Here is a 15,827-nt window from a genome sequence, read left to right as displayed (position 1 = left end):
ATAATTTTTTTATTTCAGTTTATACTTATTCTAAGTAATACTTATTATTTTCTCATTAAGTCAATATTTTTTTTATTTGTTTAATTTCCTTATTCGCTTTCAGGATTAAAATCCTTTTATCAGAACAATTACTTAAAGCGTTTAAAATTAATGGTCGATTCGTTTTATTGAAATTCCATACAAAATTCAAAAAGTCTTTTTCGATTTTATTGGGATTTCCAAAAGTTCCCTTATGTAACATTTTTGCTTTGACGAAGCGTTTGAGTATCCTATAAATGCAAAGTGTTCTAGGCAGGTCTAGCCATATTACGGTATCTGCTGCGATCAGTCTTCGACTAAGCGTCCGGTTGTAATTCCCGTCAATGATCCAACGATCTTTTGATAGAACCTTTTCTAATTGATCATCAAATTCAGCTCTACTGAGAGTATGATGGTCATTTATCCAGTTGATTCTGTCCAAGTGGATTAGTTCTAAATCTAGTGCTTTGGCTAGTCTCTCAGATAGCGTTGATTTACCAGAACCTGGACAACCTATGACCAGTATCTTTTTCATTTCTTTCCTCCTTTCTAATCGAATGGTTATAAAATAATAGAATAAAACAACACACTAATCAAACCTATAACCGTTAGCACAGCCGCTATCGGTATACAAAATTTGAATACCGGTTTTTGAGTCTTATGCCGAAACTTGGTCATTCCTGTCCAAGCACCAATACCACCAAGTAAAAATGCACTGAGGAGTAAGTGTTTTTCGGAAACTCTATAAGCACCTTTCTTTGCGCGCTTTTTGTCTGAGTAAAACAAATAAAATGTGTACATATTTACCAAAAAAATGTATGTTATTGTAATCATTTGAAAGTAGTTTAACGTTTCAAACATTTCTGTTCCTCCTAGTCGAATCGATTGAAAAAGCATCTTCTATTTTGCTAGAAGATGCTTTTTATCATACCATTAAACGTCTCTTGACAGTAGGGTTCTAGTTAACTGTTCAATGTCTTTTTTACTTTGTCCTTCTGGTAACTGTTGAATGAGTTCTAGCGCCTTTTCTGTGTATCGTTCCGCCAGTTCAAAAGCTGCATCTAGCCCCTTCGTTTCCGTTAAGGTTTTTCGAATCAACAATAAATCTTCTTGTGTATAGGATTCTTTAGCAAATTGAGCTTTGAAGAATTCGGGCTCTTTTTTCATTGCAAAGAGGATCGGAGCTGTATAAACGCCATTAGATAAATCTTGAAATAGAGATTTCCCCCAAGTGGATTCTTCTTGAGTATATTCTAGTAAATCATCCAGTAGCTGAAACGCCATACCAACTTGAACACCAATACGGTAACTGATCCACTGTTCTTTTTCAGATAATCCAGATTCCATTGCACCAGCGTAACAGGACAGTGCAAATAGTTCTGCCGTTTTCCCGCGAATCTGCGTCAGATATCGCCTCATTGTGATTTCTTCATTGAAAGATTGATCTAGTTGATGGAGTTCTCCTCCAATCACGCGCTCCATTGCTCGCGTTAATATGCCTTGAACATCTAGTTCAATTCGGTAAGGATGGGTGATTCTAAAACAGATAGATAGTAAGAAATCTCCTGCATATACAGCTGCTTTCTTCCCGTAAGCCGCCTGAATGGTCGGACTCCCTCTTCTAATCGCTCCTTCATCAACAATGTCATCGTGTAATAAAGTCGCATTATGAAAGATCTCGATAGATGCTGCTACAATCTTTGCCCTCTCAGATTGACTATCTGGTCCAAGTCTAGAGAACAACAAAGCGTATGCTGGACGAACCATTTTTCCGCTCTCTTCAAAAATATGTTTTGCTGCATCATTGACTTGCTTATTACGAATGAAAATTTTATTGTAGATGAGCTTTTTTGTCTCACTCAACTCTTCTTTTAAAACTGGATATTCATCCCACAACGGGTGCATGCTCACTCTCATTCCGCCTTAATCGTCATTTAGAAGACGCGTATTCTCTTGCATTGGTTTCTGATAGACCTTTATTTAAGATACATATCGATCTTGTTTTGAAGCAGCAATTTCCTGCTTCAGATATTTGCTAAGGTTGGACAAAGATTTCATTTGTCCCCATGTCATTAAATTTACAAGATGTTTCATCGTTACCGCAATCGGTCCCTTGATATGTACAAGGTCCATTAAGTAGCCAACACCATATGTTGCTCCGACTGAAACAATCGTGCCTTTCTGGTTATTTTTATGCAGAGTCGACTTCAATTCTGGACGCAGCTCTGCTGCGATATTCTCCGCTGCTGTTAAGGCTGTCTGCTCAGCTGTTTGAGTATTTTGAGGCAAAGCAGTGCCCGAAGCATCTTCATAATGAACTAAATCTCCAACTACATAGATTTTTTCCATATTTTGCGCAGACATCGTACCGAACGTTTTTAGCCGCCCTGCTTTTCCAAACTCCCCCGCCAAATCTACAACGTCAGATGTAGCTTTCACGCCAGCTGTCCAAATCAATGAATACGTCTGAAGGGGTTCTTGACCTTTGATTTCAACCGAGTCAAAGGTCACTTTCGAAACCGAAGCTTCGGTCATTAAGTTCACTTGGTTTTCAGCAAAATACGCCTTTACTCGCTGTGACTCTTTTTCAGGCAATACCGGTAGAATGGTTGGAGAGGCTTCGACTAAGGATAAAGAAATCTCGTTTTCTTATAGCCCAAAACTTTTTTCAAGCTGCGGTTTCCATTCAACGAGTTCTCCCATGATTTCACTTCCTGTTAGTCCTCCACCACAGATCACAAAATGTAGCATCGCCTGACGCTTCTTAAGATCTGTTTCTTTGGCAGCCTGTTCGACCATCGCTAGAATATGTTTTCGAATTCTAACCGCTTCTTTCCAAGACCACATCGTAAAGCCGTATTCGCTGACACCTTCGATACCAAAATCGTTGGGTTCTCCGCCCATTGCTAAAACGAGATACTCATATGAAATTTTCTGAGACTTTGTCATCACAAATTGCTCATGTTAGTCGATTCTTTTCATTTCGTCCACAATAATTTCAACATTTTCATAGGATTTAAACAAGGTTTTCAAATCATGTACCGCTTCTTCTGGACGAATTCGACCACCAATGACTTCATGTAGTCTGGTTTTATAAGTGAAGAATGGATTTTTATTCACTAATTTAATATTAACTTGAGTATCTTCACTTAATTTTCGGGAAAGATGCATGGCTGTAAAGACTCCAGAAAACCCAGCTCCGAGTATGATGATCGTTTTCTCTTCCAAATGAATCTCTCCTCTTTTTGAACTCCGTATGGTATATTTTATGTAAAACAGCTGTTATCATTATACCGTTGAAAAAGATGAAAGTCTAAGACTAAGGATTTGTAAGTGACGTTCATATTTTTATCGAAAAGGAGCTTGATCATGTCTATCCCACAATTTATGCGCTTCGTTGATATTCGCACAAAATTTACCAGCATGTTGCCAGTCTGCATTGGTGTACTATATGCTCTATATTATTTTAATTCATTTAATTTTTTAAATACCCTAATTTTCTTTATTGCAACTGTACTACTGGATTTTACGACGACTGCCATTAATGTATTAGTTGATTATCAGACCGCTTCTGTAGACTCTTTGGAAATAGAATCCAATATCATGGGTAGGGAAAACATTCCTGAAAAACTGGTTATCTACTATATTTTCGGTATGCTGCTTCTTTACTTTATATTGGGATTCATTCTTGTCGCTCGCACAGATTTAGCCTTGCTTCCGCTGGGCATTATTTCTGCAGTGATTGCGGTCACCTATACATACGGGCCGATTGCTTTGTCAAGAATGCCCTTAGGTGAGTTATTTTCTGGTCCACCACTTGGGTTAGGAATTATCTTTATCTCGATTTTTGTTAATTATAGAGAAGAACTGATTTTGTCGCTGAGCTTTCAAGACAACACTTTCCTTTTACTTGGAGATTGGCTGATAATCCTTGCCATCGTATTTGTTTCGCTACCGCAAGTGCTTTTAATCTCTAACATTGTTTTAGCGAATAATATCTGTGATCTTGAACAGGATGTGGATAATCACCGATTCACCCTCGTTTATCATCTTGGTAAAGAGAAAAGTATTCGACTCTACAATTGGCTGACTTATGGAAGTTACATCACTTTAGCTATACCGATTCTTTTTGGCTGGTTACCGAGGATCATGTTACTCATTTATCCAACGCTGATTTTTACACACCAACAAGTTAAGCTATTCAATCAAAAACAAGTAAAAAGCGAAACCTTTATTACTTCTGTAAAATCTTTCTTAGCCTTTACTTTAGTAGAAATCATTCTATTCGTTGTTGCCATTCTGTGGACAACTTTTTAACAAAAAAAGCTCCTTTCACCCTCTAGAGTAAGGTTCTCTAGGGTGAAAGGGGCTTTAACATTCTATTTCCACAGGTTTATCCACACAGTTATACACAGTATGGGGATAACTTCTTCTTAACTTTATTTGAATACTCTTTTTATCCAACGTATACTCTTTCTATTAGCATAATAAAAGGAGTTTTGATTTTGAGCCAATCTGCATTAACGTTTAGAAAAGCTACACGAGAAGATGTACCACTCATCTTGAAATTTATCAAAGAGCTTGCTGCTTATGAGAAATTGGCAGACGAAGTTGTTGCTACTGAAGAGATACTGATTGATCAGCTATTTCATAAAGAAAAAGCTGAAGTTTTATTTGCAGTTGTGGATAACAAGGAAGTTGGGTTTGCACTATATTTCCACAACTTCTCCACTTTCCTTGGTCGTTCGGGTCTTTATCTGGAAGACTTGTATGTTGATCCAACTTATAGAGGTCATGGTTATGGTAAAGGTCTTTTGAAAAGACTAGCTCAAATCGCTGTTGAACGAGGATGTGGACCCATGGAATGGATTTGTTTGGACTGGAACCAGTCGAGCATTGATTTCTATCAATCCTTGGGCGCGGAGCCTATGGAAGACTGGACGATTTACCGTGTTTCTGGCGATACACTGACTACACTTGCAGGTATATAAAACGAAACAGACCAATCGGATGGTGTAATCCAATTGGTCTGTTTGTTTATTATGATTTAAATTGTTCTATTTGTTGCATCAATTTTTCACTTGATGTTTGCAAATCTTCTGCTGATAACGTAATGGTTTCAAGAGCAGTCAATTGCTCGTTAGCCGATGCGCTCACTTCTTCTGAAGCTGCAGCTGTTTCTTCCATGACAACCGCAATTTCGCCAATTGCAGAAACAACTTTTTCTTTGTTGGTTTCAATACTCGAAATTTGATTTGTCATATTTGAAACCAGCTTCATCATTTCAAGATTACTAGCAGCAATCTGATCAAATGAAGCAACGGTTTGCCCCGTGATGTCAAATTGTTCTGCGGAAAGCATTCTAGCAGTGCCCATTTCAGAAGAAGCCAGTTTCGCTTTCGCTTGAATTTCTTCCATTGTTCCTCTAATATGGCCAGTTGCTGAAGCGGCTTCTTCCGCCAGTTTTCGCACTTCTTCAGCGACAACCGCAAACCCACGTCCATGTTCTCCCGCTCTGGCTGCTTCTATAGAAGCATTCAGGGCAAGCAGGTTTGTTTGTTCTGATATAGAAGCTATCGTACTGACAATCGAAGCTACTTCGTTCATTTGTTCTGTCAGATCTTCCACGACAGTTTCAACCTGTTTAATTGTACCATCTGTCTGTTCTGCTTTCGTTTGTAGTAATGCGGTTTGTTCACTACCATTTTTATTTGTTGCTTCTACTTGACTCGCCTGTGCAGTCAGTGATTTTGAAGCAACGGTCAACGCAGATAACTGTTCTGATAGCTCTGTTGTCTTTCTAGATGATTCTTCTGCTGAGGCAGCCGCTGTTGTCGTTCCTTCCGCTACATCTTCAATAGCACGGTTGATCTGTTCCGTTGAAGCCATTGTTTCTTCTGAAACGGCACTCAATTGAGATACTGCTTCTGACGAAGTCTGCACAGATTCTCTAACTGAACCAACTAGGTCTCTTAAATTCGAAACCATTAAGTTAAAACTTGTTGTCAATTCACCTGTTTCGTCTTTTGTTTTAACTGCGATTTGACGAGAAAGGTCGCCTTCAGCAATATATTTCACTTCATTGTTTAGTGTTCGAATGGGTTTTGTAATCTGCGCTGCAAGTAGAAAGACAGCTAAGGTTGTCAGTATAATAACTACTATTGCAATCAGAATAATATTTCTTAATAAGTTATTTACACCTGCGTATACTTCAGATTCTGGTAATACTAGTCCCAAAGCCCAACCATTCTGATCCAATTGGTTGTAAGAAACCAGCGCATCTCCTGAATCATACGAAACACGCTCTAAACCTTCTTCTCCAAAGTCTCCAATGATACCTGCTAAAGCGGGATCGTCCGCTATTTTATCTGCAGTGGGATGATACAAAAGATTGCCCGCTCCATCTACTAAAAATGCCCAGCCAGCTTCTCCTACTACAATATCTTCTGTCATTTTTTGAAGACTCGAGATTTCTATATCGCTTGATATCACACCTAATAAAGAGTCATCCTCTGCGTAAAAAGGCGTGATCACCGCAACAATATCTGTTTCTAGAGTTTCATCATAAAATGGCTCTATCCAAGTAGTTACGCCTGCTTCTACACCTGCTACGTACCATTCCAAACTAGTATAGTCGTAATCCTGGTCAGGTTCAGCTGAAAATTCTACTCCATCTTCTGCTCTAAGACTATAAGGTTCGAAGAGTTCAATATTCTCATCGTAAGTATATGGTTCAAAAAAAGCACCAATTCCTAGTAATGAATCGGTTACTCCAATTGTTCTTCCTAAAATGGCTTCGTAGCTACTCTCATCTAGCTCCGTTCCTTCTACACCTACTACATCTGATAAAGTTTCTCCTATACGCTGGTATTCTGCGAGCTCCACTTCCATCTCTCCAGATACTTGTCCAGCTTCATGAATGAGGCTTTTTTCAATCTGTTCTTCAATTTCTCCCTTTGCAAAGCGATAACTAATTCCTGCAATCAGAACAACTACCATTATCATGATCGGAATAAAGCTCAATAGTTTTGTACGAATCGATACTTTCATTGCTTTCTCCTCCTATTTCCTACGTATCTATTATCGTAAGATTTAGGAAATCATTAAGCTGAGGTATCTTTTATATGGATGATTATGTGAACATTCTATTTATAAAGCGGTCTCTTTGGTTTTAGGTAGGTTGTTTAATAACGCATTACTAGCTTGAACTATCATGGCTGATCTTTATTGTTGAAAAAAGCATACAAAACCGACCCTCCTAACAGTCCAATAGCTGGTCCGATACCTAAGAAAAAGATGAGTGGAACATTTCGGAATACTAAGTTAAGTAAGAGTCCAAGCACCGTTCCAATCAACGGACCAAAGGCTAGAAAATAAATGGCACGATCTTCATTCGGTTCTGGTTTCATTTCTTTATTCCTCCTTCATTTTTCGAAAGTCTGTGTGCAGTCTACAGGTTTTCAATCATTTTGTGTACTGAAGACGATCTGCAACCAGCAGATGTTCAAGCGCTTCATAAGAATGCACTTCATAGTCTGGTTTGATATTCGTCTGGTTATCTAGTTTCAAAGGATTAAACCAGATACTGGTCATTCCTGCATTGATCGCTCCTTGAATATCAGAATGAAGAGAATCACCAATCATTACAGTGTTTTCTGGTGTAATTTCTGCGTTTTGATCGAACAACTCTTTGAAGAAACGAGGATCAGGTTTGGCTACGCCGATTTCGTCTGAAATAATCACTTCATCAAATACACGGTCAAGCCCTGTTCCTTTTAACCGTTTGCGTTGAGTTGAGGATTGTCCATTTGTACCGGCGATTAATTTATATCCCTGTTCTTTTAAATGAGTTAGTGATACTTCTGCGCCTTCAATCAAATGGAAGTTTTCATCTAAAAAGCTTCTATAGGTATTTTCCAAATATACACCATCTTGTTTGATATTGAATTTCTGATACGTTTTTTCGAACCGAGTATCTAGCCATTCTTTAGGCGAACCACCCGCTTCAATTTCACGCCATACATCGCGATTGACTGCATTAAATACTTCCAACCATTCACCGAACCGTACGTCTGGGACCGGATATTGATTTAAAATCTTTTCCAGTCCTTCTTGCGCCCCTTTTTTAAAATCCAGAATGGTATCATCTAAATCGAATATCATATTGACCTTATTTTGCATGTTTCATCCTCCATCTTATGAATCTTCTATAGACATTTTACCGAAAAAAGAGTATCCGTCTATGAGAAATTTTGTAGATGGATACCTTTTTCAGTTTCAGATTTCAGTTCTTTTTTACTATTTTTAATGCATACTTCAATTTAGAGACGATTCTTTGGTGTCTATATTCTTACTTGTAAAACTGATATAATTAAAAAACAGATAAAATGAAAATTTGTTATTGAGGAGTTTTAAGATGACACCAATCATTTCACTTATGGATGCTTATATGATCGAAACGCTTTTGGCTAAAGGCGTTGAAAAAGAAACACTTAAGCAAGCGATCCAAGAACATACTGCGGAACAATTCAAAAAAATTGATAATTCTTTTGATTACGCGGAATTAAATCAAGCTGTCATAGGAAAAGAAGATTTGTACCAAGAAGCTGTAGAAAATGGTTATGCTATCAGCTATCTGACGATTGTCGGTTTAAAAAACCTATTGAGGATGAAGTTTGGATTCGAAGAAGACGCTGATTATAAAGCGTATGAAAGAAAAATTGAAAATCTAATCGTCACTCCTACAGAATTAAAAGCATTAACTAAGCTTGTTGGAAAAATCTGGACAGTAAAAGAAACAAATCGAACAGATGCTAATTCTATAGAAGTTTCCGTTCTTCATATTAGTTTGTCAGAAAATCTATAATTGAATTACTTTAACTTAAATAAAATATACAAAAAGCCTGGTGGTTTTCTCATTCGAGAATAACATCAGGCTTTTAACTTCTTTTTGATAATTTATTAATATTGCTATAACTCGGTTAGTTTTCACCCCTAAATTCTCTCAATCAAATATTTTTCACCTAATATAATTAACTAATCCTTTTACATTTCACCTTTTAATTTTTCGTATATCAACTATACCACTATAATATTTTGTCTTATCTTTCAGCTATTTACTCTGCTTATAACGAGTGGTATCTTTTGTTTTGTAGTTCCAACCCATCCACTGATTATTCATTCAAAAGGAGTTCAAAATTTATGACTATGCGTGTCGAACAAGACTCTATCGGCAAATTACCGATTCCTCAAGAGGCCTATTATGGCGTTCAAACGTTAAGAGCAAAACAGAATTTCACAATCTCAAATGAACCTTTACATCCTATATTTATTAAAAATATGGCGTTGATCAAAAAGGCTGCGGCTTTAACGAATTATAAGGATAATCAATTAACGAAACCAATTGCTGAAGCCATTGTGCAAGCATCCGACGAAGTAGCTGCTGGGCATTTTCTTGATGAGTTTATTGTAGATGCTGTTCAAGGGGGTGCTGGAACTTCAGCAAATATGAATATGAACGAAGTTCTGGCCCATCGTGCAAGTGAATTACTAGGAGATACAAAAGATACATATGACACTGTCCACCCTAACGATCATGTTAACCGTTCGCAATCTACAAATGATGTTTTCCCAACTGCCGGAAAACTCACTGTACTGGAACTGATGCCACAATTAATTTCTAGCCTTTCTTACTTGGAATCACTACTCGGACAAAAATCCGAACAGTTCACTGATGTCATTAAAATGGGCAGAACACAATTACAAGATGCTGTTCCAACTACGCTGGGTCACTCATTCAAAGCCTATCAGTCAGCTATCAAAAGAGAAATCCGTCATTTAAAAACCGTAATCGAAGATATGTATATAGTAAATATTGGTGCCACAGCTATTGGAAATTCTATCAACGCTTCTGATGAATACTGTGCGAACATTACAAAAAACCTTGCGCATGAAACAAAGCTTCCTCTTAAACAAGCAGAGGATCTCTTTGATGCAACACAGAACGTAGATGGATTTGTACGTGTTTCAGGTGCAATCAAAACAACCGCAATCACGCTTTCAAAAATGAGTAACGATTTGAGACTTATGTCCAGCGGTCCGAAAACAGGGTTTGGTGAAATCAATCTGCCTGCTAAACAGAATGGCTCTTCCATTATGCCAGGTAAAGTTAATCCCGTAATTTTGGAAGTTGTCTCTCAAGTAGCTTATCAAATCGTAGGAAACGACGTGACGATTACTATGGCAGCGGAAGGTGGGCAACTCGAATTAAATCCTTTTGAACCAATTATTTTTAGAAATTTATTTAGTTCTCTTGATCTTCTGACAAATGCTGTATTTACTTTGGCAGATAATTGTATTATCGGCATCACTGCGAACAGAGAACATTGTCTTGAACAAGTAGAAAATAGTGTTGGTATCGCAACTGCTTTATGTCCATATATCGGCTATCAAAAAGCGAGTGATATTGCAAAAGAAGCTCTTAAAACAGGTACGTCTATTCGTACACTTTTGTTAGAAAAAGATTGGATGAATAAAGAAGAGTTAGCTATCGTTCTTAATTTGAAAGAACTCGCAGAGGGTCAATCCTTTATTAAGAAAAAAACTACTGTGTATATGTAGATGTTCAACTACCCGAATAAATTATTCAATCTAACGACCAAGTGTCGACCTATACCAATTCAACAGAACCTATGTAAAGATTAATAGTTCCTTTTCTTTAACTTTTATTGTTTAAAATTGTTGTTGACAGCTCATAGTGTCTCTTGCTATAGTAATGACTAACAACTAATAGCAAAATGAAATGCGTAAAGATAAGTACTATTCGAAAGTCTTCATAGAGAGCCCGGTCTGGTGAAAAAGGGTAAGATGGAAAGATAGGAAAATGGTCTTTAAAAGTCTGGATGATCAATCCGAGTTCAGACTAACGTTGAATAGGCGAGTTTCAAAACAAGCTTATTACGGTCACACCCGTTATAGTGTCACAGTATTAAACACAAGAAAGAGACGTGTCGTACTGGTAGAGACAATGAGAAGCAATTCCATTGTAAATCAAGGTGGTAACACGAGATGACTTTTCGTCCTTGAAGGAAGTTCGCAACAAGCGAGTTTCTTTCAAGGACTTTTTTTATACATACAAACTTAAACACTGAAGAGATGAGTAAATGACACTGAGGTAACAACAGAGAACCTGTGCATGGTGAAAGCAGGTTTACCTCAAGACATTGAATATGGTCTCTTCCCCTCACTACTGATTCAAGAGAGTGAATGTGGGATACCAAGTCTACGATTAGATTAGGCTATCACGGTCGCACCCGTTAACGTGCATGAGAAAGAGAGTTAATAGTCTCCTTTTCTCTTGGAGGTATTTTTCGCGAGAAGAATGCAAACAAAGGTGGTACCACGAAGATAGCGTTCGTCCTTTGATCAAGTAGCCGTAAGCCAAGAACTGGTTTATGCGCTACCTGGTCAGGACGAGCGCTTTTTTTGTATAGACAATCAGCCAAGAACTTACTAGGAGGAAACAATTATGATCGAACTTAATCAAGTCGATGTCCAATTTGAATCAGATAAAAAAATCATCCATGCCGTTCGAAATGTCTCTCTCAAGATTGATCAGGGAGATATTTACGGAATCGTCGGTTACTCAGGAGCTGGAAAAAGTACGCTCGTTCGAACCATCAACTTACTTCAGCGACCTACTAACGGAACGGTTCAAGTGAATGGTCAAAATCTACTCGATCTGAATCCAAAAGAATTAAGAACAGCACGTAAAAAGGTCGGAATGATTTTCCAGCATTTCAACTTGATGAATGCACGCACGGTTGCCGGAAATGTTTTGTACGCTTTACGTTCAAGCAAGCTTCCGGCTGAAGAAAAGAAACGTAAGGTATCAGAGTTACTGGAACTCGTAGGATTAGCTGATAAACAAGATGTCTATCCTTCTCAACTTTCTGGTGGGCAGAAACAACGTGTTGGGATTGCTCGGGCATTGGCAAATGATCCAGAAGTCTTGCTTTGTGATGAAGCAACAAGCGCTCTGGACCCTAAAACGACCCTATCGATTCTAGAACTCGTCAAAGATTTAAATGAAAAGCTTGGACTAACCATTGTCATCATCACGCATGAAATGGAAGTCATCAAAGAAATTTGTAATAAAGTCGCTGTCATGGAAAACGGCGCTGTGGTCGAACAAGGAGATGTCGTTTCGATCTTTACTGATCCAAAAGAGCCTTTAACACAAGAGTTTATCAATACCGCAACACATATCGATCAGGCACTAGCAAAACTAGCTAAACACCCTTCTGTACTGAATATCAGTGAAGAAGACACAATCGTTCGTCTCTCCTTTGTAGGAGAAAGTACCAACAGTCCCTTGATCTCAAGTCTCTATTCCAAATTCACTGTGACCACAAATATTCTTTATGGAGATATTGAGATTCTCCACGATACACCGATCGGAAACTTGATTGTTACTTTAAGTGGAACAACCGCACAACGAAAATCAGCGATTCACTATTTGAAATCACAAGATGTAAAAGTCCAACAACTTGAACAAATTCGCTTGAACAATCAACCAAAAGTCGTTTCAATCAATAGAGAAAAACACATACTATAAGGATAGAAAAGGAGCAAAGAGATGAATCAGATAGCCGCATTTTTAGAAAGTATCGCACCCAATGCCTGGAGTATTCAAGATCGTATTCTTGAAAGTACTTGGGAAACCATCTATATGACACTGATCGCAGCTGTCATCGCCGGAATAATTGGGATCATTTTCGGGGTGATTTTAGTCGTGACAAACACACAAGGCATTTTAGAACGGCCAAAATTTTATAACGTCTTAGACCAGTTTGTTAATACTGGACGTTCGATTCCTTTTATCATTTTGATGGCCCTACTCGCGCCCTTTACACGGATCATTGTTGGAACAACCATCGGAACCACTGCCGCAATCGTTCCAATCGTTATTGGAATTATTCCTTTTTACTCTAGACAAGTAGAAAATGCTTTGCTTGAAGTGGATCCCGGTATTGTGGAAGCCGCAGAATCCATGGGTTCCTCGCCACTTGAAATTATTTTCGGCGTTTATTTAAAAGAAGGTTTTCCTTCTCTGGTTCGTGTATCAGCCGTTTCTATCATTAACTTGATCGGACTCACTACCATGGCTGGAGTTGTTGGGGGTGGTGGTCTTGGAGACCTTGCAATTGCAAGAGGCTATAACCGATATCAAATTGATGTGACCATCGTTGCCACTTTGATCATCATACTCATTGTGTTCTTCACACAATGGGTTGGACGCATCTTGATTCGTAAAACAGCTCATTAAATAGATTAGGCGTTTAATTAAGAAAGCATTTCACAATAATGTAAAGGGGAGAAAAATATGTCTACAAACATTTCAACGACATTTGAAACACAAATCCTGGATTATATTGAAACACATAAAGAAACGTTTATTGAAACGAGTCATACGATATCTGCCAATCCTGAAATTGGGAATCAGGAGTATTTCGCTCAAAAGACGTTGACCGCTTTACTGGAGGAAAAAGACTTCCACGTCACAAAGAATATTGCCGGACATGAAACAGGTTTTACTGCTACAAAAGATTCTGGAAAAGTTGGTCCGCATATTGTGTTTCTTGCTGAATACGATGCCCTTCCTGGAATTGGACATGCTTGTGGTCACAATGCAATTGGAACGCAAAGTGTTTTGGCAGGGATTGCCCTGTCGGAAGTAATTCAAGAAACTGGCGGTAAGGTTTCTGTTTTTGGAACACCTGCAGAAGAAGGCGGACCTAACGGCAGTGCCAAAGGAAGCTTTGTTCGAGAAGGTTATTTCAATGATGTAGATGCCGCACTCATGGTTCATCCAGGAAACAGAACGGGATTGACCGGAAAAACCTTGGCAGTAGATCCACTTGAATTTAAGTTTTTTGGGCAGACCGCCCATGCTTCTGCTCAACCGGAAAAAGGGATCAACGCCTTAGATGCTGTGATCCAATTGTTTACAGGCATCAACGCTTTACGCCAACAGTTGAAACCAACTATCCGTATTCACGGTATTATCACAGATGGCGGAGAAGCACCAAATATTATTCCTGAGTACGCTGCTGCTCGTTTCTTTATTCGCGGAGAAACTTGGGAGGAAACCACGGAAGTTTCCGAAAAAGTTCAGAATATCGCTCGCGGTGCTGCACTTCAAACGGGCGCTCGCGTAGAGATAGACCGATTCCAAAATGAAGTTCATGAATTCCAGCTCAATAAGGCTTTAGATCAATTAGTAGAGCAAGAATTACTGAAACTCGGAGAAGACATTGACTACACTCCGAGAAAATCCTATGGTTCAACCGATTCAGGCAATGTCAGCCGTGTGGTTCCAACCGCTCATCCCCATATCAAGATCGGTCCGGATTCACTTGTCGGACATACAAAAGAATTCCGAGAAGCTGCTATCTCTCCTCTTGGAGATGAAGCATTGCTCAAGTCAGCTAAAGTATTAGCACTTACCGGTTTAAATTTAATTGAAGATAAAGAAGCATTAAAAGCGATCAAAACAGAATTTGAACAAACTAAAACAAATCAGAAGTGAGGAAGAAAAAGATGAAAAAGATTGTATTGGCATTATTTAGTTTTGTAGGTGTATTATTTTTAGCAGCGTGTGGAAGTAACGGAGAAACGGTTAAGCTCGGTGTGGTTGGAGAAAACAATGAAGCATGGGAAGACGTAAGAGACCGCTTGGCTGATCAGGATATTGATCTGGAGATTGTTACCTTCTCTGACTATCAAACACCTAATGTAGCTTTAGCTGATGGAGATATTGATTTAAACGCATTTCAAACGGTTATCTTCCTTGATGATTTCAACGCAGATACGGGCAATGATTTGACCCCTATCGCGGATACGACATTGAATCCTTTAGGTATTTATTCTGAAGAAGTGACTTCAGTGGAAGATATTCAAGATGGCGACACTATCGTGATTCCAAATGATGCATCCAATGAAGGACGTGCACTGATTCTTTTACAATCAGCTGGTTTGATTACTGTTGATCCAGAAAAAGGCAATTATCCTATCGTTGATGACATAACAGACAATCCACAGAATTTAGACATCGTAACGGTTGCTGGAAACCAGACTGCTCGTTCATTAACCGACGCTACGGCAGCTGTCATTAATGTTGGGATGGCCGTAGATGCTGGATATATTCCATCTGAAGATGCGATTTTCTTAGAGCCCGTAAATGAAGAATCAGAACCTTATACGAATGCTATCGTTGTTCGCGCTGATGAAGTCGATAATGAAGTTTACCAAAAAATTGTAGAAGCTTATCAAACGGATGAAACTGCCGCAATCATCGCGGAAGTGACACAAAACTCTTCTATCCCTGTTTGGGAATAGTTAATGTGCAAGTTTAGTGGATACTTTGAAAGCTATCAAATATAGGACTGTTTGTCCTCAATTTGATAGCTTTTTTTGTTGTTTTTAAATTAAAGAATGGATTCAATCACGCCTTCTTCATCTCTAAATATATCAGCGAGACTTTTACTTTTCAAAAAGATTTCACTTAAATGTTCTTCAAAATTCTTTTCAAAGGTCTTACTCACGGCGGTTTGGTCGATCCATACCGTTCGCCCTTCTCGACTATGACCAATAAAATAGGATTGACCCTGATAGCTGAACTCTATTTCTCTTCCATGTTTAAGATAATATATCAAACCCTCCAATGGTAGCGGAGCGTATTCGGTTCCTTTTTCGTATTCATCTACGTCGAATCCTTCATTACTCATATAAGCACCTCTTTTATTAGT

The 15,827-nt window shown here is 38.5% G+C and carries 16 protein-coding genes and 1 pseudogene; 8 read left to right on the top strand and 9 right to left on the bottom strand.

The genetic code is table 11. From position 1 onward, the window contains the following. Positions 1-55: 55 nt before the first annotated feature. The 5 genes and pseudogenes from LG377_RS03295 to LG377_RS03275 form a co-directional block, all read right to left on the bottom strand. A complete protein-coding gene (locus LG377_RS03295; RefSeq protein ID WP_225743282.1) occupies positions 56-553 on the bottom strand; it encodes an AAA family ATPase in 498 nt (165 codons plus the stop codon). Between the two features lie 26 nt (positions 554-579). Further along, positions 580-879 carry a DUF1294 domain-containing protein gene (locus LG377_RS03290; protein ID WP_225743281.1) on the bottom strand — a complete coding sequence of 100 codons (300 nt, stop codon included), beginning with the start codon at positions 877-879 and terminating at the stop codon, positions 580-582. Positions 880-951: 72 nt separating this feature from the next. Next, complete coding sequence (locus LG377_RS03285) at positions 952-1,923, bottom strand: polyprenyl synthetase family protein (protein WP_225744620.1); 972 nt, start codon at positions 1,921-1,923, stop codon at positions 952-954. Between the two features lie 75 nt (positions 1,924-1,998). Next, positions 1,999-2,967, bottom strand: a pseudogene (locus LG377_RS03280) (NAD(P)/FAD-dependent oxidoreductase). A gap of 15 nt (positions 2,968-2,982) precedes the next feature. Then, positions 2,983-3,246 carry an FAD/NAD(P)-binding protein gene (locus LG377_RS03275; RefSeq protein ID WP_225743280.1) on the bottom strand — a complete coding sequence of 88 codons (264 nt, stop codon included), beginning with the start codon at positions 3,244-3,246 and terminating at the stop codon, positions 2,983-2,985. Between the two features lie 141 nt (positions 3,247-3,387). Here LG377_RS03275 and LG377_RS03270 point away from each other — a divergent pair, with 141 nt between their 5' ends. After that, positions 3,388-4,335, top strand: coding sequence for a UbiA family prenyltransferase (locus LG377_RS03270; RefSeq protein WP_225743279.1), 948 nt, complete (start codon positions 3,388-3,390; stop codon positions 4,333-4,335). A 188-nt stretch (positions 4,336-4,523) separates the two neighbouring features. Continuing rightward, positions 4,524-5,009 carry a GNAT family N-acetyltransferase gene (locus LG377_RS03265; RefSeq protein ID WP_225743278.1) on the top strand — a complete coding sequence of 162 codons (486 nt, stop codon included), beginning with the start codon at positions 4,524-4,526 and terminating at the stop codon, positions 5,007-5,009. Positions 5,010-5,058: 49 nt separating this feature from the next. Here LG377_RS03265 and LG377_RS03260 read toward each other — a convergent pair whose 3' ends face one another. From LG377_RS03260 to LG377_RS03250, 3 genes are all read right to left on the bottom strand, one after another. Next, positions 5,059-7,068 (bottom strand): methyl-accepting chemotaxis protein, encoded by a 2,010-nt coding sequence (locus LG377_RS03260; RefSeq protein WP_225743277.1) that lies wholly within the window; start codon positions 7,066-7,068, stop codon positions 5,059-5,061. A gap of 161 nt (positions 7,069-7,229) precedes the next feature. Next, entirely contained in the window at positions 7,230-7,427 is a 198-nt protein-coding gene (locus LG377_RS03255; protein ID WP_225743276.1) for a hypothetical protein, read from the bottom strand. Positions 7,428-7,482: 55 nt separating this feature from the next. Further along, complete coding sequence (locus LG377_RS03250) at positions 7,483-8,199, bottom strand: YjjG family noncanonical pyrimidine nucleotidase (protein WP_225743275.1); 717 nt, start codon at positions 8,197-8,199, stop codon at positions 7,483-7,485. Positions 8,200-8,434: 235 nt separating this feature from the next. Between LG377_RS03250 and LG377_RS03245 the strand changes: the two genes are divergently transcribed. The 6 genes from LG377_RS03245 to LG377_RS03220 all read left to right on the top strand — a co-directional run bounded on the left by LG377_RS03245 (position 8,435) and on the right by LG377_RS03220 (position 15,417). Beyond that, on the top strand, positions 8,435-8,884 hold the full coding sequence (locus LG377_RS03245) for a hypothetical protein (RefSeq protein WP_225743274.1): 450 nt from the start codon (positions 8,435-8,437) through the stop codon (positions 8,882-8,884). 335 nt (positions 8,885-9,219) lie between these two features. Continuing rightward, positions 9,220-10,638, top strand: coding sequence for an aspartate ammonia-lyase (locus LG377_RS03240; RefSeq protein ID WP_225743273.1), 1,419 nt, complete (start codon positions 9,220-9,222; stop codon positions 10,636-10,638). 907 nt (positions 10,639-11,545) lie between these two features. Then, positions 11,546-12,634 (top strand): methionine ABC transporter ATP-binding protein, encoded by a 1,089-nt coding sequence (locus LG377_RS03235; RefSeq protein WP_225743272.1) that lies wholly within the window; start codon positions 11,546-11,548, stop codon positions 12,632-12,634. A 30-nt stretch (positions 12,635-12,664) separates the two neighbouring features. Next, complete coding sequence (locus tag LG377_RS03230; RefSeq protein ID WP_370632560.1) at positions 12,665-13,345, top strand: methionine ABC transporter permease; 681 nt, start codon at positions 12,665-12,667, stop codon at positions 13,343-13,345. A 57-nt stretch (positions 13,346-13,402) separates the two neighbouring features. Beyond that, the gene (locus LG377_RS03225) at positions 13,403-14,608 is read left to right on the top strand and encodes a M20 family metallopeptidase (RefSeq protein ID WP_225743270.1); all 1,206 of its coding nucleotides are present in this window, start codon (positions 13,403-13,405) and stop codon (positions 14,606-14,608) included. Between the two features lie 11 nt (positions 14,609-14,619). Further along, complete coding sequence (locus LG377_RS03220) at positions 14,620-15,417, top strand: MetQ/NlpA family ABC transporter substrate-binding protein (protein ID WP_225743269.1); 798 nt, start codon at positions 14,620-14,622, stop codon at positions 15,415-15,417. Between the two features lie 89 nt (positions 15,418-15,506). Here LG377_RS03220 and LG377_RS03215 read toward each other — a convergent pair whose 3' ends face one another. Continuing rightward, positions 15,507-15,806 carry a hypothetical protein gene (locus tag LG377_RS03215; RefSeq protein WP_225743268.1) on the bottom strand — a complete coding sequence of 100 codons (300 nt, stop codon included), beginning with the start codon at positions 15,804-15,806 and terminating at the stop codon, positions 15,507-15,509. Between the last annotated feature and the right edge of the window lie 21 nt (positions 15,807-15,827).

This window comes from Marinilactibacillus sp. Marseille-P9653 (assembly GCF_916618885.1).
In the GTDB taxonomy this organism is placed as follows: Bacteria; Bacillota; Bacilli; order Lactobacillales; family Carnobacteriaceae_A; genus Marinilactibacillus.
Note: the sequence above shows the minus strand (reverse complement) of the source record. Positions and strands in the feature narration are given on the sequence as shown.

Coding starts and splice junctions, on each gene's coding strand:
- LG377_RS03295 (WP_225743282.1), bottom strand. CDS start 553: ATGAAAAAGATACTGGTCATAGGTTGTCCAGGTTCTGGTAAATCAACG.
- LG377_RS03290 (WP_225743281.1), bottom strand. CDS start 879: ATGTTTGAAACGTTAAACTACTTTCAAATGATTACAATAACATACATT.
- LG377_RS03285 (WP_225744620.1), bottom strand. CDS start 1,923: ATGCACCCGTTGTGGGATGAATATCCAGTTTTAAAAGAAGAGTTGAGT.
- LG377_RS03270 (WP_225743279.1), top strand. CDS start 3,388: ATGTCTATCCCACAATTTATGCGCTTCGTTGATATTCGCACAAAATTT.
- LG377_RS03260 (WP_225743277.1), bottom strand. CDS start 7,068: ATGAAAGTATCGATTCGTACAAAACTATTGAGCTTTATTCCGATCATG.
- LG377_RS03255 (WP_225743276.1), bottom strand. CDS start 7,427: ATGAAACCAGAACCGAATGAAGATCGTGCCATTTATTTTCTAGCCTTT.
- LG377_RS03250 (WP_225743275.1), bottom strand. CDS start 8,199: ATGCAAAATAAGGTCAATATGATATTCGATTTAGATGATACCATTCTG.
- LG377_RS03245 (WP_225743274.1), top strand. CDS start 8,435: ATGACACCAATCATTTCACTTATGGATGCTTATATGATCGAAACGCTT.
- LG377_RS03240 (WP_225743273.1), top strand. CDS start 9,220: ATGACTATGCGTGTCGAACAAGACTCTATCGGCAAATTACCGATTCCT.
- LG377_RS03235 (WP_225743272.1), top strand. CDS start 11,546: ATGATCGAACTTAATCAAGTCGATGTCCAATTTGAATCAGATAAAAAA.
- LG377_RS03225 (WP_225743270.1), top strand. CDS start 13,403: ATGTCTACAAACATTTCAACGACATTTGAAACACAAATCCTGGATTAT.
- LG377_RS03220 (WP_225743269.1), top strand. CDS start 14,620: ATGAAAAAGATTGTATTGGCATTATTTAGTTTTGTAGGTGTATTATTT.
- LG377_RS03215 (WP_225743268.1), bottom strand. CDS start 15,806: ATGAGTAATGAAGGATTCGACGTAGATGAATACGAAAAAGGAACCGAA.